Source organism: Serratia sp. PF-27 (assembly GCF_030053255.1).
Lineage (GTDB): Bacteria > Pseudomonadota > Gammaproteobacteria > Enterobacterales > Enterobacteriaceae > Serratia > Serratia bockelmannii.
Window position 1 is genome coordinate 1 of the sequence record NZ_JASGBT010000007.1, and the last position, 22519, is coordinate 22519.

General features: G+C 59.2%; 23 protein-coding genes. 14 read left to right on the forward strand and 9 right to left on the reverse strand.

The genetic code is table 11. The features are described 5' to 3' along the window. Positions 1-71: 71 nt before the first annotated feature. Both tdh and kbl read right to left on the reverse strand, forming a co-directional pair. Positions 72-1097, reverse strand: coding sequence for an L-threonine 3-dehydrogenase (gene tdh, locus QMZ29_RS03145; protein WP_060435273.1), 1026 nt, complete (start codon positions 1095-1097; stop codon positions 72-74). 9 nt (positions 1098-1106) lie between these two features. Next, complete coding sequence (gene kbl / locus QMZ29_RS03150) at positions 1107-2303, reverse strand: glycine C-acetyltransferase (RefSeq protein WP_060435270.1); 1197 nt, start codon at positions 2301-2303, stop codon at positions 1107-1109. 239 nt (positions 2304-2542) lie between these two features. Between kbl and rfaD the strand changes: the two genes are divergently transcribed. Genes rfaD through QMZ29_RS03180 form a run of 6 tightly spaced genes read left to right on the forward strand, consistent with a single transcriptional unit; the run spans position 2543 to position 8916 of the window. Further along, positions 2543-3472, forward strand: coding sequence for an ADP-glyceromanno-heptose 6-epimerase (gene rfaD / locus QMZ29_RS03155; protein WP_025304683.1), 930 nt, complete (start codon positions 2543-2545; stop codon positions 3470-3472). 22 nt (positions 3473-3494) lie between these two features. Next, positions 3495-4541 carry an ADP-heptose--LPS heptosyltransferase RfaF gene (gene rfaF / locus QMZ29_RS03160; protein WP_025304684.1) on the forward strand — a complete coding sequence of 349 codons (1047 nt, stop codon included), beginning with the start codon at positions 3495-3497 and terminating at the stop codon, positions 4539-4541. 2 nt (positions 4542-4543) lie between these two features. Next, entirely contained in the window at positions 4544-5509 is a 966-nt protein-coding gene (rfaC, locus tag QMZ29_RS03165) for a lipopolysaccharide heptosyltransferase RfaC (RefSeq protein ID WP_025304685.1), read from the forward strand. Further along, positions 5506-6672, forward strand: coding sequence for a glycosyltransferase (locus QMZ29_RS03170; RefSeq protein ID WP_060435267.1), 1167 nt, complete (start codon positions 5506-5508; stop codon positions 6670-6672). The genes rfaC and QMZ29_RS03170 overlap by 4 nt, the downstream gene beginning before the upstream one ends. A 28-nt stretch (positions 6673-6700) precedes the next feature. Then, a complete protein-coding gene (locus QMZ29_RS03175; RefSeq protein WP_197770303.1) occupies positions 6701-7942 on the forward strand; it encodes an O-antigen ligase family protein in 1242 nt (413 codons plus the stop codon). Next, positions 7939-8916, forward strand: coding sequence for a glycosyltransferase (locus QMZ29_RS03180; protein WP_060448507.1), 978 nt, complete (start codon positions 7939-7941; stop codon positions 8914-8916). The genes QMZ29_RS03175 and QMZ29_RS03180 overlap by 4 nt, the downstream gene beginning before the upstream one ends. Positions 8917-8952: 36 nt before the next feature. Here the strand turns inward: QMZ29_RS03180 and QMZ29_RS03185 are convergent, their stop codons facing one another. Continuing rightward, a complete protein-coding gene (locus tag QMZ29_RS03185) occupies positions 8953-10047 on the reverse strand; it encodes a glycosyltransferase family 9 protein (protein ID WP_025304689.1) in 1095 nt (364 codons plus the stop codon). A gap of 8 nt (positions 10048-10055) precedes the next feature. After that, positions 10056-11012 carry a polysaccharide deacetylase family protein gene (locus QMZ29_RS03190; protein WP_025304690.1) on the reverse strand — a complete coding sequence of 319 codons (957 nt, stop codon included), beginning with the start codon at positions 11010-11012 and terminating at the stop codon, positions 10056-10058. 210 nt (positions 11013-11222) lie between these two features. Between QMZ29_RS03190 and rfaQ the strand changes: the two genes are divergently transcribed. Genes rfaQ through QMZ29_RS03205 form a run of 3 tightly spaced genes read left to right on the forward strand, consistent with a single transcriptional unit; the run spans position 11223 to position 14532 of the window. Next, the gene (gene rfaQ / locus QMZ29_RS03195) at positions 11223-12305 is read left to right on the forward strand and encodes a putative lipopolysaccharide heptosyltransferase III (RefSeq protein WP_043141032.1); all 1083 of its coding nucleotides are present in this window, start codon (positions 11223-11225) and stop codon (positions 12303-12305) included. Continuing rightward, entirely contained in the window at positions 12302-13429 is a 1128-nt protein-coding gene (locus QMZ29_RS03200) for a glycosyltransferase family 4 protein (RefSeq protein ID WP_049205339.1), read from the forward strand. Before rfaQ ends, QMZ29_RS03200 begins: the two co-directional genes overlap by 4 nt. Positions 13430-13431: 2 nt before the next feature. Next, positions 13432-14532 carry a glycosyltransferase gene (locus tag QMZ29_RS03205; protein WP_049209103.1) on the forward strand — a complete coding sequence of 367 codons (1101 nt, stop codon included), beginning with the start codon at positions 13432-13434 and terminating at the stop codon, positions 14530-14532. A 44-nt stretch (positions 14533-14576) separates the two neighbouring features. Here the strand turns inward: QMZ29_RS03205 and QMZ29_RS03210 are convergent, their stop codons facing one another. Continuing rightward, positions 14577-15590: a glycosyltransferase family 9 protein gene (locus QMZ29_RS03210; RefSeq protein WP_043141040.1), complete on the reverse strand. Its 1014-nt coding sequence runs from the start codon at positions 15588-15590 to the stop codon at positions 14577-14579. A 125-nt stretch (positions 15591-15715) separates the two neighbouring features. Here QMZ29_RS03210 and waaA point away from each other — a divergent pair, with 125 nt between their 5' ends. From waaA to coaD, 3 genes are read left to right on the forward strand one after another with little or no spacing between them, the layout of a single operon-like run. Next, complete coding sequence (waaA, locus tag QMZ29_RS03215) at positions 15716-16993, forward strand: lipid IV(A) 3-deoxy-D-manno-octulosonic acid transferase (RefSeq protein ID WP_025304695.1); 1278 nt, start codon at positions 15716-15718, stop codon at positions 16991-16993. Then, positions 16994-17767 (forward strand): glycosyltransferase family 2 protein, encoded by a 774-nt coding sequence (locus tag QMZ29_RS03220; protein ID WP_025304696.1) that lies wholly within the window; start codon positions 16994-16996, stop codon positions 17765-17767. It begins immediately after the preceding gene. Between the two features lie 3 nt (positions 17768-17770). Beyond that, the gene (gene coaD / locus QMZ29_RS03225) at positions 17771-18256 is read left to right on the forward strand and encodes a pantetheine-phosphate adenylyltransferase (RefSeq protein ID WP_004931181.1); all 486 of its coding nucleotides are present in this window, start codon (positions 17771-17773) and stop codon (positions 18254-18256) included. 3 nt (positions 18257-18259) lie between these two features. On the opposite strand, the gene mutM is transcribed toward coaD, so the two are convergent. From mutM to radC, 4 genes are all read right to left on the reverse strand, one after another. Beyond that, positions 18260-19075, reverse strand: coding sequence for a bifunctional DNA-formamidopyrimidine glycosylase/DNA-(apurinic or apyrimidinic site) lyase (gene mutM, locus QMZ29_RS03230; RefSeq protein WP_004931185.1), 816 nt, complete (start codon positions 19073-19075; stop codon positions 18260-18262). Between the two features lie 81 nt (positions 19076-19156). Beyond that, positions 19157-19324, reverse strand: a complete 168-nt coding sequence (gene rpmG / locus QMZ29_RS03235; protein ID WP_002442576.1) for a 50S ribosomal protein L33 — start codon at positions 19322-19324, stop codon at positions 19157-19159. A gap of 11 nt (positions 19325-19335) precedes the next feature. After that, positions 19336-19572, reverse strand: a complete 237-nt coding sequence (gene rpmB, locus QMZ29_RS03240) for a 50S ribosomal protein L28 (RefSeq protein WP_004931195.1) — start codon at positions 19570-19572, stop codon at positions 19336-19338. Between the two features lie 262 nt (positions 19573-19834). Further along, positions 19835-20518, reverse strand: a complete 684-nt coding sequence (radC, locus tag QMZ29_RS03245; RefSeq protein WP_025304698.1) for a RadC family protein — start codon at positions 20516-20518, stop codon at positions 19835-19837. Positions 20519-20701: 183 nt separating this feature from the next. On the opposite strand from radC, the gene coaBC reads away from it, so the two are divergent. Next, complete coding sequence (gene coaBC / locus QMZ29_RS03250; protein WP_038630299.1) at positions 20702-21919, forward strand: bifunctional phosphopantothenoylcysteine decarboxylase/phosphopantothenate--cysteine ligase CoaBC; 1218 nt, start codon at positions 20702-20704, stop codon at positions 21917-21919. Further along, on the forward strand, positions 21897-22355 hold the full coding sequence (dut, locus tag QMZ29_RS03255; protein WP_016929680.1) for a dUTP diphosphatase: 459 nt from the start codon (positions 21897-21899) through the stop codon (positions 22353-22355). The genes coaBC and dut overlap by 23 nt, the downstream gene beginning before the upstream one ends. Positions 22356-22519: the final 164 nt, after the last annotated feature.

Sequence of the window (22519 nt, forward strand, 5' to 3'; positions counted from 1 at the left end):
CCCGATGAGGTTCATCGGGCGTTATCCGGTTGAAAAGTGTCAACCTATATCAGGACTAGTCACTGCCGAGATTAATCCCAGCTCAGCACCACTTTACCCGACTTGCCGGAGCGCATGGCGTCGAAGCCCTGCTGGAACTCGTCGATCGAGAAACGGTGGGTGATGATCGGGGTCAAATCCAGGCCGGACTGGATCAGCGCCGCCATCTTGTACCAGGTTTCGAACATTTCGCGGCCGTAAATCCCTTTGATAAACAGCCCTTTGAAGATGACCTGGTTCCAGTCGATCGACATATCCGAAGGCGGAATACCCAGCATGGCGATGCGTCCGCCGTGGTTCATGGCATTGAGCAGCGTGCGGAACGCCGGCGGCGCGCCGGACATTTCCAGACCGACGTCGAATCCTTCGGTCATACCCAGCTCGGCCATCACGTCGTTGAGGTTTTCCTTACTGACGTTCACCGCGCGGGTCACGCCCATCTTGCGCGCCAGTTCCAGACGGTATTCGTTAACGTCGGTGATCACCACATGGCGGGCGCCGACGTGTTTGCACACCGCCGCCGCCATGATGCCGATCGGGCCGGCGCCGGACACCAGCACGTCTTCCCCGACCAGATCGAACGACAGCGCAGTGTGTACCGCGTTACCGAACGGATCGAAGATCGAAGCCAGTTCGTCGGAGATGTTATCCGGGATCTTGAAGGCGTTGAACGCCGGGATCACCAGGTATTCCGCGAAGCTGCCCGGACGGTTCACGCCCACGCCGACGGTGTTGCGGCACAGGTGCGTGCGGCCGCCGCGGCAGTTGCGGCAGTGGCCGCAGGTGATGTGACCTTCACCGGACACGCGATCGCCGATGCTGAAGCCTTTGACTTCCTGACCGATCGCCACCACTTCGCCCACGTATTCATGGCCGACCACCATCGGAACCGGAATGGTTTTTTGCGACCATTCGTCCCAGTTGTAGATATGCACATCGGTGCCGCAGATCGCGGTTTTGCGGATTTTGATCATGATGTCGTTGTGGCCCAGCTCCGGCTGAGGCTCGTCGGTCATCCAAATCCCTTCTTCCGCTTTCAGTTTTGACAGTGCTTTCATGGTTTTACCTTATGCAATAACGCCAAGATCCTTACCGATACGTGTAAACGCCGCCACTGCGCGTTCGATTTGCTCCGGGGTGTGGTCGGCGGACATCTGGGTACGGATGCGCGCCTGGCCTTTCGGCACCACCGGATAGAAGAAACCGGTCACATAGATGCCTTCCTTGAGCAACGCATTGGCGAATTCCTGCGCCAGCTTCGCCTCACCCAGCATGACCGGGATGATGGCGTGATCGGCGCCGGCCAGGGTGAAGCCGGCGGCGGTCATTTTTTCGCGGAACAGACGCGCGTTGGCCCACAGGCGATCGCGCAGGGCGTCGCCCTCTTCCAGCAGTTCCAGCACTTTGATCGACGCGGCGACGATCGCCGGCGCCAGCGAGTTGGAGAACAGGTACGGACGCGAGCGCTGGCGCAGCCACTCCACCACTTCTTTCTTGGCGGCGGTGTAGCCGCCGGACGCGCCGCCCAGCGCTTTGCCTAACGTACCGGTAATGATATCGACGCGGCCCATCGCTTCGCAGTATTCATGGGTGCCGCGCCCGTTGGCGCCGACAAAGCCCACCGCATGGGAGTCATCCACCATCACCAGCGCCTGATACTCGTCCGCCAGATCGCAAACCCCTTTCAGGTTGGCGATTACGCCGTCCATCGAGAATACGCCGTCGGTGGCGATCAGAATGTGCCGCGCGCCGTCGGCTTTGGCCTGTTTCAGCTGCGCGGCCAGCTCGGTCATGTCGTTATTGGCGTAGCGATAGCGCTTGGCCTTACACAGGCGCACGCCGTCGATGATCGACGCGTGGTTCAGCGCATCGGAGATAATCGCGTCTTCCGGGCCGAGCAGGGTTTCGAACAGCCCGCCGTTGGCGTCGAAGCAAGAGGAGTACAGGATCGCGTCTTCCATGCCCAAAAAGGCCGCCAGTTTCTGTTCCAGCTGCTTGTGGCTGTCCTGGGTACCGCAGATGAAGCGCACCGACGCCATGCCGAAACCGTGGCTGTCCATCCCCGACTTGGCGGCGGCGATGAGCGCCGGATGGTTGGCCAGGCCCAGGTAGTTATTGGCGCAGAAGTTGATCACATGGCTGCCGTCGGCAACGGCGATATCCGCCTGCTGCGCGGAGGTGATGATGCGTTCTTCCTTGAACAGCCCTTCACTGCGAGTGGCGGCAAGCTGTTGTTCCAACTGCTGATAAAAAGACGCTGACATTCGGTTATCTCCAGGATTGGGCTATTTACGGCATATTTTACTGATTTGTAACCAAACTGACGAGAATGCGCGGGAGAGAATATTAAAATTGCAGCAGATATCACGGCAAAAAGCGGACTTCAATGGCAATGCGGGATATTCGGAGCCCTTCCGCTGTTTGCCGCGGCATGAAATGCTATGATAACCGCCATTGAGCGTGGGGCATTGTGCCCCGCCAGCAGCTTAGCAGGGGTAACCCAATGATTATCGTCACAGGCGGCGCCGGCATGATCGGCAGCAACATCATTAAGGCACTGAACGACAAGGGATATCGCGATATCCTGGTGGTGGATAACCTGAAAGACGGCACCAAATTCGTCAACCTGGTCGATCTGGACATCGCCGACTATATCGATAAAGAAGACTTTATCGCCAGCATCGTGGCCGGCGACGATCTGGGCGAAATCGAAGCGGTGTTCCACGAAGGCGCCTGCTCCGCGACCACCGAGTGGGACGGCAAGTACATGATGGACAACAACTATCAGTACTCCAAAGATCTGCTGCACTACTGCCTGGATCGCGAAATCCCGTTCCTCTACGCCTCCTCCGCCGCCACTTACGGCGGCCGCGAAGAGTTTATCGAAGAGCGTCAGTATGAAGCGCCGCTCAACGTGTACGGCTACTCCAAATTCCTGTTCGATCAGTACGTGCGTGAGATCCTGCCGGAAGCGGACTCGCAGATCTGCGGCTTCCGCTACTTCAACGTTTACGGCCCGCGCGAAGGCCACAAAGGCAGTATGGCCAGCGTCGCCTTCCACCTGAACACCCAGATCAACCGCGGCGAAAACCCGAAACTGTTCGCCGGCAGCGAAAACTTCAAGCGTGACTTCATCTACGTCGGCGACGTGGCGGCGGTTAACCTGTGGTTCTGGGAAACCGGCAAATCCGGCATCTTCAACTGCGGCACCGGCCGGGCGGAAACCTTCCAGGCGGTGGCCGACGCGGTGGTGGACTTCCATCAGAAAGGCGCGGTGGAATACATCGAGTTCCCGGAAAAGCTGAAGGGCCGCTATCAGGCGTACACCCAGGCCGATCTGACCAAGCTGCGCGCCGCCGGCTACGACGCACCGTTCAAAACGGTCGCCGAAGGCGTGAAAGAGTATATGGCCTGGTTGAACCGCACCGCATAAGCTGAAGGAATTAACGCTGGGTATGAAAATACTGGTTATCGGCCCTTCTTGGGTTGGCGACATGATGATGTCGCAAAGTCTCTACCGCACCCTGAAGGCCGAATACCCGTCGGCGGAGATCGATGTGATGGCACCGGCCTGGTGCCGTCCGCTGCTGGCGCGCATGCCGGAAGTCAATCAGGCGCTGGCGATGCCGCTGGGCCACGGCGCGCTGGGGCTCGGCGAACGCCGCCGCCTGGGGCGCGCCCTGCGCGCCAACCGTTACGATCGCGCTTACGTTCTGCCCAACTCGTTCAAATCCGCGTTGGTGCCTTTCTTCGCCGATATCCCGCAGCGCACCGGCTGGCGGGGCGAAATGCGCTACGGCCTGCTGAACGACGTCCGCGTGCTCGACAAGGCCGCTTTCCCGCTGATGGTGCAGCGCTATGTGGCGCTGGCCTATGACAAAGGCCGCGTTCAGCGCGCCGACGATCTGCCGCAGCCGCTGCTGTGGCCGCAGCTGCGGGTGAGCGACGAAGAGATCGCCGAAACTACTTCGGCCTTCAACCTGACCGACAGCCGCCCGATCGTCGGCTTCTGCCCAGGCGCGGAGTTCGGCCCCGCCAAGCGCTGGCCGCACTATCACTACGCAGCGCTGGCTCAACGGCTGATCGAGAGCGGCTATCAAATCGCGCTGTTCGGTTCGGCAAAAGACCACGAGGCCGGCGAACAGATCCGCGCCGCGTTGCAGGAAGACGCGCGCGATTTCTGCCTTAACCTGGCCGGAAAAACCCAGCTGGAGCAGGCGGTGATCCTGATCGCGGCCTGCCGGGCGGTGGTCAGCAACGACTCCGGTTTAATGCACGTTGCCGCAGCGTTGAACAAACCGCTGATAGCCTTGTACGGCCCAAGCAGCCCCGACTTCACGCCGCCGCTCTCCGACAAGGCGCGGGTTATCCGCTTGATCAGCGGTTATCACAAGGTGCGTAAAGGCGATGCCGAGCAGGGATACCACCAAAGTTTGATCGATATTCAGCCGCAGCAAGTGTTGGATGCGCTGACGCCGTTACTTGTCGCCAGCGAGGAATAGTCATGCAGGTGTTAATCGTAAAAACGTCCTCGATGGGCGATGTGCTGCATACGCTGCCCGCCCTGACCGACGCGCTGCAGGCCATTCCCGATATCCGCTTCGACTGGGTGGTGGAAGAAGGTTTCAGCCAAATCCCCACCTGGCATCCGGCAGTGGATCGCGTGATCCCGGTGGCCATTCGCCGCTGGCGTAAAAATTGGTTCGGCAGCGACACCCGACAGCAGCGCTGCGACTTCAAGCGCGCGCTGCAAGAACGCCATTACGACGTGGTGATCGACGCGCAGGGCCTGATCAAAAGCGCCGCGCTGATCACCCGCGTCGCCAAAGGCAACAAACATGGCCCGGACTGCAAGAGCGCGCGCGAGCCGTTCGCCAGCTGGTTCTACAACGTGCGTCATGAGATAGACAAACAGCAGCACGCGGTGGAACGCACGCGCGAGCTGTTCGCCAAAAGCCTCGGCTACGATAAACCGGGCAGCTACGGCGATTACGCCATCGCCGCGCGTTTTCTCAGCCAGCCGCCGGTCGATGCCGGTCAATATCTGGTGTTTCTGCACGCGACAACCCGTGACGATAAGCATTGGCCGGAGCAGAACTGGCGCGAGCTGATCGCGCTGACGGCCGACAGCGGGCTGAAGATCAAACTGCCGTGGGGCGCAGAGCATGAACATCAGCGCGCGCTACGCTTGGCGGAAGGTTTTCCACATGTCGAAGTGCTGCCGAAGCTCAGCCTGCAGCAGGTGGCCGACGTGCTGGCCGGCGCCAAGGGCGTGGTCTCGGTCGACACCGGACTCAGTCATCTGACCGCCGCGCTCGACAAACCGAACATCACGCTGTTCGGGCCAACCGATCCCGGCCTGATCGGCGGCTACGGGCAAAATCAGCACTCGCTGATTTCGCCGGAAAAAAGCATGGCGACAATTGACGCCGATACGGCATGGCAGGCGTTGCAAAAGGTTATAGCATGAAAAAACTGCACATTATCAACCTGGGTAAAATGGGCGGCGTCGAGCGCCTGTTCCTGCAGTACATCAACGATACCACCGACGACAGCAACCAGGTCCTGTGCATCAGCGGCGACATTGGCGAAGAGATCCGCCGCCAGTTGCCTGCGCATCAGCCCGTCACCTTCGCCAACCGCCTGATCAATGCGCTGCCGCTGCGCTGCCCGCAGTTCCTGCGCAAATTTTTGCTGAAGTGGAAAATCGAGCGGGCCAACGCCGACGTGGTGATCGTCTGGGACCTGGTGCCGGGGCTGGCGGCCAAACCCAAGCGCGGCAAGCTGGTTTACTACGATCACGGCTGCTCCTGGCGTTACCCCAAGAATAAAAAGACGCTGCGTTTCTTCGCCATGCTGGACGGCGTCATTTCTGCCTCACACGCGTCGAAGCGAGTGATGGAGCTGCGCTTTAATCTGCCTTGCCCCAATCACGTGGTGATCAACCGCATCAAGACGCCGGCAGGGATCGACGCTGCGCCGAAAACGCTGTCGCAGCCGGTCCGGATCGGCACGGCCTCACGCCTGGTCAGCCTGAAAGGCATCAGCGTTTCCTTATTGATGATGCAGGAGCTGCTGCGGCGCGGGCATGACGTCACGCTGGAAGTGGCCGGCAAAGGGCCGGATCGCGCGGCGTTCGAGGCGCTGGCGGATCGGCTTCAGCTCGGCGACCGCATCACTTTCAGCGGTTATCAGGATGACGTCGCCGGTTTCTTCAATCGCACGCACATCTACATGAGCACGCCGATTACCGAGCCGTTCGGCTTGTCCTGCATGGAATCGCTCTATTTCGGCGTGCCGGTCATCTTCCCGCAGGTCGACGGCCAGCCGGAAGCGGTGAAAGACGGGGTCTGCGGCATTGGCCTGACGCCGTCGGTCACCATCGAACAGCACCGGCAGCTCACCGATATCGAGGTCGACTTCCCGCATGAGGTCTACGATCCGTTGACCGACAGCCTGGTAGCGCCCAAGCTGCTGTCGCATATCGACTGTGCGGATGCCGTTGAGAAATTGCTGGAGCGAGAAACCTACCAGACTCTGAGCCGAAATGCGCAGCGCTATCCTGCGGAACATTTCAACTATGCTCAGTTCAAAGTTGAATTCGACGACACGCTGCGATCCTTTATCGTTTAATCAACACGTGAGCCGGAAAACACGCCCGATGCTAAAATACAGAACGCCGCACCCTGCCTTCAGCTATCTGATCTATCTGGGGTGCGCCATCGCTTTTTGCACCATCCCTTTCGGTTCCGCGACCGGACGCAATCTGTTTTACGTTTCCAGCTACATCGCCTTTATCGCCGTTTGCCTGTATCCGCGCTACTACTTCAGCAACGTTAGAAATCTGCTGCTGCCCGCGTTGATGTTCAGCGTAGGTATGGGAACCATCCTCTGGATGCATCACTTCAAACAGCCGGGTGACTACATCAATATCTATCGCTCTTATATGTCGACCGGCAAACTGCAGCTCGCGACCGCTTTCATCTTGCTGATTGCGCTCAATGAGCGGTTGTGCGTGCAGCGCCTGTTGATCGTTGTGGCTCTCGTCACCGGTCTGGCGATCAACGGTTATTCCCTCTATCAAGGGCTGCGGCTGGATATCCCGCGCGTAGAGCTCAACTTCGATCGCGCCACGGTCGCCGCCTACCTGATGACCGCCATCGATCTGGTCATGATGCAAGCCATCCTGATGCTGCGCACCCGCTACCGTCTGGTGTTATACATTGCGACATTCCTGCTGTCCTTCTCTGCGCTGGTGCTCACCGGCACCCGCGCGGCGATGCTGGTCTACCCGGTGGCGATTTGTCTGTCGCTGCTGGCCACCAAGCAACTGGTTTCCAGAAAACACAAGCTCGCGTTGATGGCCTCGGTACCGCTGCTGCTCGTAGCCTGCGGCCTGGTGTTTAAACCCCAGATAGAAGAACGCATTCAGGCCTTTGAGACCGATATGCGTCTGATGGATCAGCCACAGACTGAAAACTCGATCATTTCACGGCTGTCGATGCAAACGCTGGCATGGCGTACCGGCTCACAAGCCCCCTGGGGCCAATCCGCCGAACAGCGCGGCGAAGAGATCCGTGCGATGGTCGCACAGCAACCTCGCCTGTCTGGCGTTATGCCCTATATCAACGTCCACCTGCACAACGAGCTGCTGGAAACCTATTCGCTCAAGGGCGTCTGGGGCGTACTGCTGCTGCTGGCACTCTATGTCTGCCTGTTCTTCTCTTCGTTCCGGCCGCAGCGCAACGCGCTGTTGCTGAGCGTGAGCGCCAGCCTGTTCGTTTACGGGCTGAGCGACGTCATCTTCTTCAGCACGGAAGGCACCGCCATGTTCTGTCTGGCGCTGATCGCCGGAGTGCTCTCCGTGGCGAGACAGACTTCCACACAGGAGCAGGCCGCGTGAACATTCAGCCACCGCTGCTCAGCGTTATCGTGCCGTTTTATAATAACGAAGCGTTCATCATCGCTGCGCTGGATTCGTTATTTACGCAGATTTCTGATGATATTGAGGTGGTGATCATCGACGATGGCTCTACCGATGCGTCGGGGGCGCTGGTCAGCCGGTATCTGGCGCAGCGGCAGCATCCGCAGGTGGCTTTTATTTCTCAGGCCAACGGCGGTATTGCACACGCCCGCAATGTCGGCTTGCAGCAAGCCACCGGGCGCTACGTCACCTTTCTCGACGGCGACGATCTGCTAAGCGACGACTATCTGGCGATCCTGCATCCCCTGCTGATCGCCGGTGAGTATGACCTGATCGATTTTAATTATCAGAAGTTCACCGAACAACCGCCGAAATCCGAGAACCGCGCGACGCAGCCCGTAGCCTACGACTTTTCACAGTTGGGGCTGAGCTGCCTGCAACCGCTGTTCGCGCGCTCAATGTGGCATCTCTGGAGCCGGGTATATAAACGCACGCTGCTGGCAGGGGAAGCGTTCGAAGACGGCAGGCGCTATGAAGACGTGATTTTCACGCCTTTTCAGTATTTCAAAACTCGCCGCATCGCCCATCTTGAGTGCGAACTCTACTTCTATCGGGACAACAGCCAGGGCATCACTCGCAATATCAAACCCAAAGATATTGACGATCTGTTGTTCGCTATGGAGAAAATGCTGCGCTTTGTGGCGCAGCATTCTGGGGATGAGCCGCTGCGCCGGTTGGCCGCCCTGATGCTGGCCAACTGCTTTTCCGAGGTGAAAAGCATGTCGAAAGCGGTGTACGGGTATTATCATTACGCGCCGGCAACGCTGCACATTTTGCGCCGCGCCGCCGCTGTCTGCCGCAACAGCGACGTGCCGGGCAAAAAAGTCCGTCAGATGCGCTATGCGCGAGTGGATACCTTGCTTTCGAAGCTGCGCGGGCGCAGGCCGCGCTAACCGCATCGGCCTCGCGGCCGATGCGTCGCCGCACCTTTAGCGCGCTAAAGGCACGTGCGCGACCAGTTCGTCATAAATCCGCTGCGGTTGAATAACCCCCATCGGGCTTTCCGCCTCCAGCGGCATCGTATAGCCGGTACGCGACACCTGAATGATGCGGTGCAGTTCAGGATCCTGAATCGGCCCGGTGGAGCGTGAATCGGCGGTCACGAACAGGCTGATGGTTTTCACCTTCAACGCCACCGCCAGATGCAGCGGCCCGGTGTCGCCGGTGACAAGAACATGGAAACTGTCGAGCAACGTCAGCAAGCCTTGCAGCCCCGTTTTGCCGATCTGGTTATCCACGCAGGCCTGCGTTTGCGGGCCGATTAAGCTCATAAACTGTTTGGCCTTGCCGTCGTCAAAAGGCGCACCAATCAGCACGATGCGTACATTGGGGTGCTTCGCCACCAGCTCATCGGCCAGCCGCGCATAGTGTGAAACCGGCCAGCAACGCGACTCCGTAGATGCCCCCAATTGAAACCCGATGGTGGGGTGGTCGCTGCTTTTGACGCCGCGCTGATAATCCACGGGAATTTCCATCGTCGGATCGTCGCTGCGGCAACCTAAAATGGAAATCAGCTCCAGCTTGCGGCGCACGAAGTGGCCGTAATAATGGAAGACATAGTTGGTCAGCCAAGGCTCCAGCCCGCAAATGCCCGAGCTGTAGTTATCGCGGATAATGTACTTCGCCCCGGCCAGTACGGCGCTGATGATGTCATAAGGCAGATGGGAGTGCAGGATCAGCGCCAAATCCGGCTGATGTTCGCGCAGCGATTTCAGCAACGGGCGTATCGTCTTGATCTTGCTGTCCCAATACACCACGCGATCGTAATAGCGGCCGTTTTCCACCAGCTCGCGGTTTTTCTTGTGCACCACCAGCGTGATGTGCGCGTTGGGGTAGCGTTCCCGCATCGCCCTCAATGCCGGCGTGTTGAACATGAAGTCGCCCAACGCCGTGGTGGAATAGATGACGATATTGTCAAACTGCTGGGCGCCGTCGAACGTCGCCTTGTCCTGAAAACGGCCGTACTTCGCCGTATAGCGCCGCAAGAACCAGTCGGCAACCTTGATTTTCCATTTCTTCGACATGTGCGTGCTTAGTTCGCTTTAAGTTGATAATACTCGGCCAGCGTCATGCCCACCGTGCGCTGCTGCAGCCAGTCAAACAGCTGCTCCAGATCGCGGTACAGCACTTCGATATCCTGTTCAGTTTTGAACGTCGGGCTGCCGCCCGGCATAAACTCGGAGGAGTGCAGCATAAACTCGACGTAGTCATGCCCCTGCGCCAGCGACGTCTCGGCCACGCTGATCATCTTGGCCACGTTGCCGCCACTCGGCCGCAGCCAGTTGACGGACGGCGAACGGCGCTTGCCGCGCAGCCGATCATAGCCCTGCTTGAACGCATTCATCAGCGCCGAATGCTTGTACTGGATGCTCATCGGCACTTCCAGCAGCGCCGAAGCGCCCGGCTTGGCGATGTTCTGCGGATCGATGAAATAGGCCTGCGACGGGAACCGGCTGTAATCGGTACCGCCGTTGCCCTGCGGGTTACCCGGCGAAAACTGCCAGTTGACCCGCGGCGTCACAGAACAGTCCACCTGATAGCCGTATTCCAGCAGCAGTGAGGCATAGTATTCGTTGAACGCCCAACGGCCGGCGCGATGGCTAAGCATTTTGGTCTGGAAGGCATCTTCCAGCAGCTTGGTCATGTGATCGACCTTGGCGCGGATCTGATCGGCGGGATACTCGATCAAATAAGGCTTGTGGCGCCAGTCATCGTCGGTCAGCGGCGTCAACGGCGGGCTGTTCCAGGCGTGCAGGTGCATGCCGACCTCGCCGGCGTCGCGGGCGATCACGTCGCGCGCGAACTCGACGTAGGCCGGGTCCATCGCCATTTCATAGTTGGTGAGATAAACCGGCTTGAAGGCGTATTTCTCGCACAGCGCCTGAAAGCGCGGCAAGAAACGTGTGTTTTCGGTCGCGATGCGATCGTGGTTTTGCCACAGATTATCGCCTTCGGTATCAATGGTGATGAGAAACGCCGGTTTAGTCATGAATATCGAGCCTGATATCAACAGAATGCACTATGTTACGCAGGCCGTTTCGCCAGGGCAAACGACTTTGCTGCCTGGTTTGGACAACGTTGAAGCGCATTCGTCCCCGGCTCGGCGATTTTTTTGCGGCCCGGCAAGAAAACCGTGCAACAGTAGCCACATGCGATCGGGTCATTTAGAATCAAAGATTGGTTTCCCAGAAAGCGACTCATGATGAACGACGCGCCAGCACTAACTTCCGCCCCATCCGTACAGCGTATTTTGATCATAAAACTGCGCCATCACGGCGATATGCTGCTGGTCACGCCGGTCATCAGCAGCCTGCGGCAAAACTACCCGCAGGCGCAGATCGATGTGCTGCTGTATCAGGAAACGCAGGAGATGCTAGCCAGTAATCCGGAATTGTCGACGCTGTTCGCCATCGACCGCCAATGGAAGAAACAGGGCGTCCGCGCGCATCTGGGGCACGAGCTGGCGCTGCTGCGCCGCCTGAAGGCGCAGCGCTACGATCTGGTGGTCAATCTGGCCGATCAGTGGCGCAGCGCCATCATCACGCGCCTGACCGGCGCGCGCATCCGTTTGGGCTTCGATTTCCCCAAACGCCGCGGCTTCCTGTGGCGCCACTGTCACACGCAGCTGGTGCCGGTGGACAATCACGCCCACCTGCATACCGTCGAACAAAATCTCTCGTTGCTGGCGCCGCTGAACCTGCCCACGCTCAATGAGCATGTCACCATGAGTTACGATCCGCAGGATTGGCAGACCTGTGAGCAACGGTTGCAGAAACAGGGCGTCGCCGGCAGTTATATTGTGGTGCAGCCCACCTCGCGCTGGTTCTTCAAATGCTGGAGCGAAGAGAAAATGGCCGCCACCCTCACCGCCTTGCAGGCCGACGGACACCAGTTGGTGATCACCTCCGGCCCCGACGCCAGAGAACAAGCCATGGTAGAGCGCATTTTGGCGCTCTGCCCGCCGCAGGGCGTAATCTCGTTGGCCGGCCAGCTGACGCTGCGCCAACTGGCCGCCCTGATTGATCACGCCAAGCTGTTTATCGGCGTGGATTCAGTGCCGATGCACATGGCCGCCGCGCTGCAAACGCCGTGCGTGGCGCTGTTCGGCCCTTCCAAGCTGACTTTCTGGCGGCCGTGGCAGGCTACCGGCGCCGTGATCTGGGCCGGCGACTTCGGCGAACTGCCCGATCCGGATGCCATTGATACCGGCACAGACGAACGGTATCTCGACCTTATTCCTACAGACGCGGTGATTGCAGCCGCGCGGAGCACGCTGGCATGAAAGCATTTCGTTTGGCGATCGTTCGCCAAAAATACCGCCCGGACGGCGGAGCCGAACGTTTCGTTTCCCGCGCCCTGGAAGCGCTGGAACAACAGGATCTCGATCTGAACGTCATCACCCGCGAATGGCAAGGTGACGCCAATCCCAACTGGCACATTCACCTGTGCAATCCGTTAAAGCTCGGCCGCATCAGCCGCGAACGGGGCTTCGCCGTGGCGGCCAGGGCACTGTGGCAGAAAGAGCGCTTCGATCTGGTGCAAAGCCACGAACGCATTCCCGGCTGCGACATCTACCGCGCCGGCGACGGCGTACACCGCCGCTGGCTGCTGCAACGCGCGCGTCTGCTGCCTGAATGGCGCCGCAAGTGGCTGTTCTCCAACCGCTATCACCGCTATGTGATGTGCGCCGAACGCGCCATGTACGCCGCGCCGGAGCTGAAAGCCGTCATCTGCAACGCCGAGATGATCAAGCAGGAAATCATCGCCGACTTTGGCGTGCCCGCCGACAAAATCACGGTGATCTATAACGCCATCGACAACCAAAAGTTCCCGCCCGCCGACGAGGCCCTGCGCCGGCGTCTGCGCGAGCAATATCAGATCCCGCAACAGGCGCACTGCCTGGTCTTCGTCGGCTCCGGTTTCGAGCGCAAAGGGCTGGCCGCCGCCATCCGCGCCGTGGCGGTGACCGACAGCCACCTCCTGGTGGTCGGCAAAGACAAGGCCGAAAAACGCTACCGGGCGCTGGCGCAGTCGCTGGGCTGCGGCGATCGCATTCACTTTATGGGCGTGCAGAAACAGACCTTGCCGTTCTATCAGGCCGCGGACGCGCTGCTGCTGCCGACGCTGTACGATCCATTCCCGAATGTGATTCTGGAAGCGATGTCCTGCGGTCTGCCGGTTGTCACCAGCACCACCTGCGGCGGCGCCGAGTTTATCACCCCTGGCCAGAACGGCTTTGTGACGGACGCGCTCGACGTACCGGCCATCACGGAGGCCATTCGGGCGCTGCCGCGCCAGGCGCTGGGATCATCCATGGGCGAAGCGGCGAGATTGCGCATTATGACGGCCACGCCGGCGCATCTGTCCGAACAGCTCATTTCCCTCTATAACCGGTTACTGGATTAGCTATGCGTATTCTGATGATCATCGATGGCCTGCCGGGAGGCGGCGCGGAAAAAGTGGTGTTGACCCTGTGCCAGGGCATGCAGCAACAGGGGCATAAAGTTAGTCTGATCTCGCTGCGCGACGTCTGCAATTACCCTATCCCGCCGGGCATTGATTATCAGGTGGTGGCCGATCGCAGCCGTGCCCCCTGGCGCAAGCTGACCGAGCTCTCACGCCGCGCCGCCGCGCTGGATCGGGCAATAGCCGAACACGAGCGCCAACACGGCGCGTTCGATCTGATGTTCTCGAATCTGCATAAAACCGATCGCATCGTCAGCCGCAGCAAGCGGTTGGCCGCGGATCGCCTGTGGTTCTGCATTCACGGCATCCTCTCCACTTCCTACCTCGGCCACCGCAAAGGCCTGGATCGCTGGCTCAAGCAACGTAAAATCGCCAACGTTTACCAGGGGAGAAATATCGTCGCCGTTTCACAGGCGGTCGGCGACGACCTGCAGCGGAACTTGCCGATCCGCCCGCGCCGCCTGGCGGTCATCAACAATCCGTTCGACATCGACGCCATCCGGCAACAGGCTGCGGCGCCTTGCGAACTGGCCGGCCAGGAGTATCTGGTGCACGTCGGCCGCTTTCACGCCACCAAGCGGCATGACCGCCTGCTGAAAGCCTATGCGCTCTCCGGCATTCAGGCGCCGCTGGCTTTGATCGGCACCGGGGATGACGCCCGCGTCGCCGAAGTCAAACGTCTGGCGGCAGACTTAGGCATCGCAGAGCGCGTGCTATTCCTCGGTTTCCAGGCCAATCCCTACCCATTTATTCGCCATGCCTCGCTGCTGGTGCTCAGCTCCGACAGTGAAGGGTTTGGCAACGTGCTGGTAGAATCGCTGTTGTGCGGCACGCCGGTGGTCAGCACCCGCTGTCCGGGCGGCCCTGCGGAAATTCTGGAAAAAGCCGGCATGGCTAACGCGTTGGCGGAATTAAACGAAGCGTCGCTGGCAGAAAAAATGGCGGAAATTTACGCCAATCCGCCACAGATAAATCAACAGCAATTGCTGAGCTATGGGCTGGACCCTATTTGCCGTCAATATATTGAGCTGAAAGAAAAATAATAAAAAAATAAATAAGGCAGGTGATACCTGCCTTATTTTCTTCGTTAGCTGAGTGCCTGCATTTTCTGCCAAACCTCATCGACAGAAACATCTTCACAGTGCCCCGACTCACTCTGCAAAATATGATGGCGGCCAGTCCATGGATGCCAGGACGTTTTATCGGTATCGCCAAAGAACACCACCATGTCCTTATTCAACGCGGCGGCAAGATGCATCTGCCCGCCGTCGCTGCACAGCACCCGGTCGCATAAATCAAACCCGCCCAACAGCTCGCGCACCGACGCCGTCGGATAAAGCGCGACGCGTTCGTTTTGGCACAGCGCCAGCAGCTGTTCGGCGCGCTGCCGATCGCCGATGTCGTCCGGCGCCAGCGTGCCCTGCGGCGACCAGAAGATCAGCACGCCGGTGTGGGGATCGGCGGTCAGACGGTTGATGATTTCGGCATAGCGTTCAACCGGCCAGCGTCTTTTCGGGCTGCGGCTGCTGATATGCACGGCGCATACCCGTTCGACCGACGGCAGACGTTCCTGCAGCCGCTGCACCGCCAATTGCCGCTCTTCCGGCGTCAGGAATACCCGCACCGGCGGGATCGGAATGGCTTGATCGGTGATCGCCGATAAATAGCTGTAGGTGTGTTCAACCTGATGGAGGCCGCGGAAATCGTCCTTGCGGAACGGGCGCTGAATCTCTTTCGTGCCCAGATCGGCACCGATGATATGGGTGGCGCCGGCCATTTTTGCTAAACGCAGGCTGTATTTGCAAGGCACCGGGTTGGCCAGAATGACCGCATCGAACTTTATTTTGCGCAGCTTCAGGAAGATCATCAGACGTTCGAAATAAACGCCCAACGTCGTTTCATTTTTCGCCTTGTGCTTGGCCTTTTTATAGACAAAGACTTTCTCGAGATGAGGGTTGTTTTTAACAACGTCCTGGCTGACTTTATTGATCAGCAGATAAACTTTTGCGTCTGGATAGGCAATTTTCACCCCTTCAATCAAGGGCGTAGTGCAAACAAGATCGCCGATGTTGTCGCGGCGAATAATTAAAATATTCTTCATTCCGAGCCTATCGGCGAAATCGCTCGCCGGTTGTCTGAAACTGACACCCAAGGTTACCAAATTAGCGCCTTTCCCTTCCAGTTATGGTACTATTCCGAATAACCCATATAAATGAAATTGATAGAATGTTGCTGCGTTTATATCAGGTACTACTCTACCTCATCCAACCCCTGATCTGGCTCCGCTTACTGCTGCGCAGCCGCAAAGCTCCAGCCTACCGTAAACGCTGGGCGGAACGCTATGGCTTCTGCGCCGGGAAAGTCGTGCCGGGCGGCATTATGCTGCATTCCGTCTCCGTCGGCGAAACGCTGGCGGCCATCCCGCTGGTGCGGGCGCTGCGCCATCGTTACCCCGCTTTGCCGATAACTGTGACCACAATGACCCCGACAGGTTCAGAACGCGTCCAGTCCGCTTTCGGCAAAGACGTGCATCATGTCTATCTGCCCTACGATCTGCCCGGTTCCATGAACCGCTTCCTCGACCAGGTGAATCCCAAGCTGGTGATCATCATGGAAACCGAGCTATGGCCTAACCTGATCAACGCACTGCATCAGCGGCAAATCCCCCTGGTGATCGCCAATGCGCGCCTGTCGGCTCGCTCCGCCGCTGGCTACAAGAAAATTGGCGGATTCATGCGCGATATGCTGCGCCGCATTACGCTGATCGCCGCACAGAACCAGGAAGACGGCGATCGGTTTATCGAACTGGGCCTGAAACGCTCGCAGCTGGCCGTAACCGGCAGCCTGAAATTCGATATCTCCGTCACCCCGGAACTGGCCGCCCGCGCCGTTACATTGCGCCGCCAATGGGCGCCGCGCCGCCCGGTGTGGATCGCCACCAGCACCCATGACGGTGAAGAAACCATCCTGCTTGAAGCGCACCGCAAACTGCTGGAAAAACACCCCGACCTGCTGCTGATCCTGGTGCCGCGTCACCCGGAGCGCTTCCCGACCGCCAAAGAGCTGGTGCAGAAGGCCGGCTTCAGCTACACCCTGCGCAGCAGCGGCGAAATCCCGTCCGGCAGCACCCAGGTGGTGATCGGCGATACCATGGGCGAACTGATGCTGCTGTACGGCATCGCCGATCTGGCCTTTGTCGGCGGCAGCCTGGTGGAACGCGGCGGGCACAACCCGCTGGAAGCCGCCGCGCACGCCATCCCGGTGCTGATGGGCCCACATACCTTCAACTTTAAAGACATCTGCGCCAAGCTCTCGCAGGCCGAAGGCCTGATCACCGTGACCGACGTGGATTCGCTGGTGAAGGAAGTGGAAACCCTGTTGACCGACGAAGATTACCGTCGCTACTACGGCCGCCATGCGGTGGAAGTGCTGTATCAGAATCAGGGAGCGTTGCAGCGCCTGCTGCAGCTGCTGGAACCGCATCTGCCGCCCCGGAGCCACTGAATGAGCAGCCGCAAAAGCCTGTCGGTGGTGATGATCGCCAAAAACGAAGCCGGGCTGTTGCCGGACTGCCTGCGCTCTGTCGCCTGGGCCGATGAAATCATCGTGCTGGACTCCGGCAGCGAGGACGACAGCGTCGCCGTCGCCGAAAGTCTGGGCGCCAAAGTCTTCACGCACACCGACTGGCAAGGATTCGGCAAGCAGCGTCAGCTGGCGCAAAGCTACGCCAGTCATGACTACGTTTTGATGATCGACGCCGACGAACGCGTCACCCCCGAGCTGCGGCAATCCATCGAGCGGGTGTTGAATGCGCCGGACGACGGCGCCGTCTACAGCTGTGCGCGGCGCAACCTGTTCCTTGGCCGTTTCATGCGCCACAGCGGCTGGTATCCCGACCGCGTCAACCGCCTGTACGCCAACCAACGCTATCGCTATAACGACGATCTGGTGCACGAATCGCTGAACATCGGCGACGCCAAAGTGATCCCCCTCAGCGGCGATATGCTGCACCTGACCTGCCGCGACTTCTTCGCCTTCCAGCGCAAACAGCTGCGCTATGCCGAAGAGTGGGCCACGCAACGCCACCGGGCCGGCAAGCGTTGCGGCTATCTGTCCATCCTGACCCACACGCTCGGTGCCTTCGTCAAAACCTGGCTGCTGCGGGCCGGTTTCCTTGACGGTAAACAGGGGTTGCTGTTAGCGGTGGTCAACGCGCAATATACCTTCAATAAATATGCCGCATTATGGGCATTGGGCCGCAACTACTCAGAGAAGTGAATCATGACCAGCAAAGCCATCTATCCCGGGACCTTCGATCCCATGACCAACGGCCACCTGGATTTAGTGACGCGCGCGTCGCTGATGTTCGATCACGTGATTCTGGCCATCGCCGCCAGCCCGAGCAAAAAGCCGCTGTTCAGCCTGGATGAGCGCGTGGCGTTGGCGACGCAGGTCACCTCGCATCTGGACAATGTGGAAGTGCTGGGCTTCAGCGAGCTGATGGCGCACTTTGCCGCTCACCAGAATGCCAATATCCTGGTGCGCGGGCTGCGTGCGGTGTCTGACTTTGAATACGAATTGCAGCTGGCGAACATGAACCGCCATTTGATGCCGACGCTGGAAAGCGTGTTCCTGATGCCTTCCGAGGAGTGGTCGTTCATCTCCTCCTCTCTGGTGAAGGAGGTCGCGCGTCACGGCGGCGATATCGCGCCTTTCCTGCCTGACGTGGTCACCCAGGCGCTGATGGCCAAGCTCGCCGCCGAGTGATGCTCAGCGCTGGCAGCGGCGGCAAAAGAAGGTGCTGCGCTGCCCGTGCTTGGCGGATTCGATCGGCGTGCCGCACGCGCGGCACGGCTCTCCTGCCCGCCCATAAACCTGCAGCTCCTGCGCGAAATACCCCGGTTTGCCGTCCGACTGCAAAAAGTCGCGTAATGTCGTACCGCCCTGCTCGATAGAACGCTGCAACACCGCCTTGATGGTCTTCACCAGCAGTTCCGCTTCGGCTTTGCTCAACGATCCCGCCGGACGATCGGGCAGGATCCCGGCGCTGAACAGCGATTCGCTGGCGTAAATATTGCCGACCCCGACCACCAGCTTGTTATCCATCAGCCACGGTTTAATCAACGTGCGCTTATTGCGTGATTTTTCATACAGGTAGTCACCGTTGAACGCTTCGCTCAGCGGTTCCGGCCCCAGGTGCGCCAACACGCTGCTGGTCGCCAAATCTTCGCACCACAGCCAGGCGCCGAAACGGCGCGGATCGGTATAGCGCAGGATCATGCCGTTGCTGATCACCAAATCGACGTGGTCGTGCTTGCCGGCTTCGTCTTCGTTTTCCTCGCGCAGCATGCGCAGGCTGCCCGACATGCCCAGGTGCACGATAATCCAACCGTTCTCCAGCTCGATCAGCAGGTATTTAGCCCGGCGCTGCACGCTGAGCACCGGCCGATCGCTCAGCGTCAGGATCTGCTCGGAAACCGGCCAGCGCAGGCGCGCGTTGCGCACCACCGCATACTGAATGCTGTGGCCGACAAGATAAGGCTCTATACCGCGTCTGCTCGTCTCAACTTCCGGTAATTCAGGCATCTGGCTTCCCCTCCGACGTTTTCTACCCTTTATAAAACAAAAAACCCGGCCAAGGCCGGGTTTTTCATTAATCCACTAAAATTATTTAATTTTAGCTTCTTTGTATACTACGTGCTGACGGACAACTGGATCGAATTTCTTCAGTTCCAATTTTTCCGGCTTAGTACGCTTGTTCTTCGTGGTGGTATAGAAGTGACCAGTACCAGCAGAAGAAACCAGCTTGATCTTCTCGCGAACACCTTTAGCCATGATTCAGTTCCTTAATACTTCTCACCACGGGCACGCAGATCGGCCAGAACCGTCTCAATACCCTTCTTATCGATAACACGCATACCTTTAGCAGATACACGCAGAGTTACAAAGCGCTTCTCAGCCTCAACCCAAAAACGGTGTGAGTGCAGGTTAGGCAGAAAACGGCGTTTGGTCGCGTTCATTGCGTGGGAACGGTTGTTACCGCTCACCGGGCGCTTGCCAGTAACTTGGCAGACTCGGGACATGTCTATTCTCCAAAAATCAAATCAGCTCGAGCTTCGTATAGGGTATGGCCGCCTCGTCAGGCTTTTAGAGCCCATCTCAGCAAACTTCATACTGAGGAGACTCTCGTCATCAGGTAGAAACCACACATCAGGTCAGAAACCTGCTGAGATAGGCTCTTGCGCCAAACCCAAGATTCTCAAAGGTGGCGTAGTATACGCTCTGAAGCGTAAGTGCTCAAGTCCCGAACAGCTAAAGATCCCACAAGGATCGCGAAAAAATCGCTTAAAGCCATCCGCGCTCGGCAAAAGAGACGCATTCACCCCGACCGATCACCAAATGATCGAGCACTCGGATCTCCAATAACTGACAGGCTTTCACCACCTGTTCCGTTATCAAACGGTCGGCATGACTGGGTTCAGCCTTACCCGAGGGGTGATTATGCGCGAGAATCAGCGCGGCGGCATTAGCCTTCAACGCTTCACGCACAATTTCTCTCGGGTAGACGACGACGCTGCTGATGGTACCAGCAAACATCTCCTGATGGCGAATAACCCGGTGCTGATTGTCTAAAAACAATACCAAAAAGACCTCTCGCTCACGATGGGCCAGCAGGCTTTGCAGATAATGCTGGGTGACGCGCGGATTGAGCATGGCGTTTTCCTGCGACAAATGGCTGGAAAAGAAGCGCAGTGCCAGCTCGGCAATCGCCTGCAGCTGCGTATAGCTGGCATCCCCCAGGCCTTTTTGGCTACAAAAAGCCTGATGATCGGCCGACATCAGGTGATAAAGCGAGCCGAACCGGCGCAGCAGCTGCTCCGCCAGCTGCATCACGTGCACGCCGGGCAATCCGGTGCGCAAGAAAATGGCCAACAGCTCTGCGTCGGACAGCGCCGCCGCCCCCTGCATCAACAGCTTTTCACGCGGCGCCAGCGCTCCCGGCCAGCACGCCACAATCGGGTTGCTCATCGTGTTCCTCCCTGAAAGGGCTACAGCATGCCATGTGCTGCCCGGCGCGTTCGACAGGTGTTTGATAACATTGCGAAGTGTTTCGCAAAGCACAATGTAACGCCCTGCAGCCATTGCGGAATCACTCACCTGAACGGCGAATATGCTAAAATGGCGCATCTTTCGGCTTTCAATCGGACAATGATGATGACGGGACTTTCCGGCAAACATATTGTGCTTGGCATCAGCGGCGGCATCGCCGCCTACAAATGCCCAGAGTTGGTGCGCCGCCTGCGCGACAGGGGTGCAGAAGTGCGCGTGGTGATGACCCACGCCGCCAAGGCGTTCATTACGCCACTGACGCTGCAGGCCGTTTCCGGCTACCCGGTGTCCGACGATCTGTTGGATCCCGCCGCCGAAGCCGCCATGGGCCACATCGAACTGGGCAAGTGGGCGGATCTGGTGATTCTGGCGCCGGCGACCGCCGATCTGCTGGCGCGCGTCGCCGCCGGCATGGCCAACGATCTGCTGACTACCGTCTGCCTGGCGACCGACGCCCCTATCGCCGCCGCCCCCGCCATGAACCAGCAGATGTATCGCGCCGCCGCCACGCAGGCCAACCTGCAAACGCTGCAGACGCGCGGCATGCTGCTCTGGGGGCCGGACAGCGGCAGCCAGGCCTGCGGCGACGTCGGCCCGGGCCGCATGCTGGATCCGCTGGACATCGTCGACCTGGCGAACGCGCATTTCTCCGCCCCGCAGGATCTGCAACATTTGCAGGTTATGATCACCGCCGGCCCAACGCGTGAAGCGCTGGATCCGGTACGTTTCATCAGCAATCACAGCTCCGGCAAAATGGGCTTCGCCATCGCCCGCGCCGCCGCCGCCCGCGGCGCGCAGGTGACGCTGATCGCCGGGCCGGTCAGCCTGCCGACGCCGCCATCGGTCACCCGAGTGGACGTCACCAGCGCGCTGGAGATGGAGCAGGCGGTGCAACAGCGCGCGGCGCAGCAGCAGATTTTCATCTCCTGCGCCGCCGTGGCCGACTACCGCCCCGAGCAGATCGCCGATGAAAAAATAAAAAAACAGGGTGATGAAATCGTCCTCAAGATGGTAAAAAACCCCGATATCGTCGCCGGCGTGGCCGCGATGACCAAAAATCGACCGTTTGTCGTGGGGTTTGCCGCCGAAACCCAGAATGTGGAAGAATACGCGCGGCAAAAACTGGCGCGTAAGAAGCTGGATTTGATTTGCGCTAACGATGTATCGCTTGCAGAGCACGGGTTCAACAGCGACACCAATGCCCTGCACCTTTTTTGGCAGGATGGAGAAAAGCGCCTGGCGCTGAGCGACAAGGCACTCCTTGGCCAACGTTTAATAGACGAGATAGTCAGCCGTTATGATGAAAAAAATCGACGTTAAGATCCTCGACCCGCGTATCGGTCAGGATTTCCCGCTACCGACCTACGCCACGCCGGGCTCCGCCGGTCTCGACCTGCGCGCCTGCCTGGACAGCGCGGTAGAGCTGGCGCCGGGTGAAACCACGCTGCTGCCCACCGGCCTCGCGATCCACATCGCCGACGCCGGCCTGGCGGCAGTGATCCTGCCGCGCTCCGGCCTGGGCCATAAGCACGGCGTCGTGCTGGGTAACCTGGTCGGCCTGATCGACTCCGATTACCAGGGCCAGCTGATGGTGTCCGTTTGGAACCGCGGCCAGAAGCACTTCACCATCGAGCCGGGCGAACGCATCGCGCAGATGGTCTTCGTGCCGGTGGTGCAGGCCGAATTCAACCTGGTGGAAGAGTTCGACAGTAGCGAGCGCGGCGAAGGCGGCTTCGGCCACTCGGGGCGCCACTAAGCGCCACCCAATGCACGATGGCCGGCAGGGAAACGTCGCCTGAACCTTGCCTTTCCGGGGAGAAGGATGTCTCTGCGGCAAGGTTTTACCGCGACAATTGCAGCGCACACCAGGCAGCGCGGAAAAAGGCCGTTAAGGCCGCTGACCCCAGCATCGTAAAAAAG

Coding starts and splice junctions, on each gene's coding strand:
- waaA (WP_025304695.1), top strand. CDS start 15,716: ATGTTGCTGCGTTTATATCAGGTACTACTCTACCTCATCCAACCCCTG.
- QMZ29_RS03185 (WP_025304689.1), bottom strand. CDS start 10,047: ATGTCGAAGAAATGGAAAATCAAGGTTGCCGACTGGTTCTTGCGGCGC.
- coaD (WP_004931181.1), top strand. CDS start 17,771: ATGACCAGCAAAGCCATCTATCCCGGGACCTTCGATCCCATGACCAAC.
- dut (WP_016929680.1), top strand. CDS start 21,897: ATGATGAAAAAAATCGACGTTAAGATCCTCGACCCGCGTATCGGTCAG.
- coaBC (WP_038630299.1), top strand. CDS start 20,702: ATGATGACGGGACTTTCCGGCAAACATATTGTGCTTGGCATCAGCGGC.
- rfaC (WP_025304685.1), top strand. CDS start 4,544: ATGCAGGTGTTAATCGTAAAAACGTCCTCGATGGGCGATGTGCTGCAT.
- QMZ29_RS03175 (WP_197770303.1), top strand. CDS start 6,701: ATGCTAAAATACAGAACGCCGCACCCTGCCTTCAGCTATCTGATCTAT.
- QMZ29_RS03190 (WP_025304690.1), bottom strand. CDS start 11,012: ATGACTAAACCGGCGTTTCTCATCACCATTGATACCGAAGGCGATAAT.
- QMZ29_RS03210 (WP_043141040.1), bottom strand. CDS start 15,590: ATGAAGAATATTTTAATTATTCGCCGCGACAACATCGGCGATCTTGTT.
- QMZ29_RS03170 (WP_060435267.1), top strand. CDS start 5,506: ATGAAAAAACTGCACATTATCAACCTGGGTAAAATGGGCGGCGTCGAG.
- mutM (WP_004931185.1), bottom strand. CDS start 19,075: ATGCCTGAATTACCGGAAGTTGAGACGAGCAGACGCGGTATAGAGCCT.
- QMZ29_RS03220 (WP_025304696.1), top strand. CDS start 16,994: ATGAGCAGCCGCAAAAGCCTGTCGGTGGTGATGATCGCCAAAAACGAA.
- rpmB (WP_004931195.1), bottom strand. CDS start 19,572: ATGTCCCGAGTCTGCCAAGTTACTGGCAAGCGCCCGGTGAGCGGTAAC.
- rfaQ (WP_043141032.1), top strand. CDS start 11,223: ATGATGAACGACGCGCCAGCACTAACTTCCGCCCCATCCGTACAGCGT.
- rfaF (WP_025304684.1), top strand. CDS start 3,495: ATGAAAATACTGGTTATCGGCCCTTCTTGGGTTGGCGACATGATGATG.
- QMZ29_RS03200 (WP_049205339.1), top strand. CDS start 12,302: ATGAAAGCATTTCGTTTGGCGATCGTTCGCCAAAAATACCGCCCGGAC.
- rfaD (WP_025304683.1), top strand. CDS start 2,543: ATGATTATCGTCACAGGCGGCGCCGGCATGATCGGCAGCAACATCATT.
- tdh (WP_060435273.1), bottom strand. CDS start 1,097: ATGAAAGCACTGTCAAAACTGAAAGCGGAAGAAGGGATTTGGATGACC.
- rpmG (WP_002442576.1), bottom strand. CDS start 19,324: ATGGCTAAAGGTGTTCGCGAGAAGATCAAGCTGGTTTCTTCTGCTGGT.
- radC (WP_025304698.1), bottom strand. CDS start 20,518: ATGAGCAACCCGATTGTGGCGTGCTGGCCGGGAGCGCTGGCGCCGCGT.
- QMZ29_RS03205 (WP_049209103.1), top strand. CDS start 13,432: ATGCGTATTCTGATGATCATCGATGGCCTGCCGGGAGGCGGCGCGGAA.
- kbl (WP_060435270.1), bottom strand. CDS start 2,303: ATGTCAGCGTCTTTTTATCAGCAGTTGGAACAACAGCTTGCCGCCACT.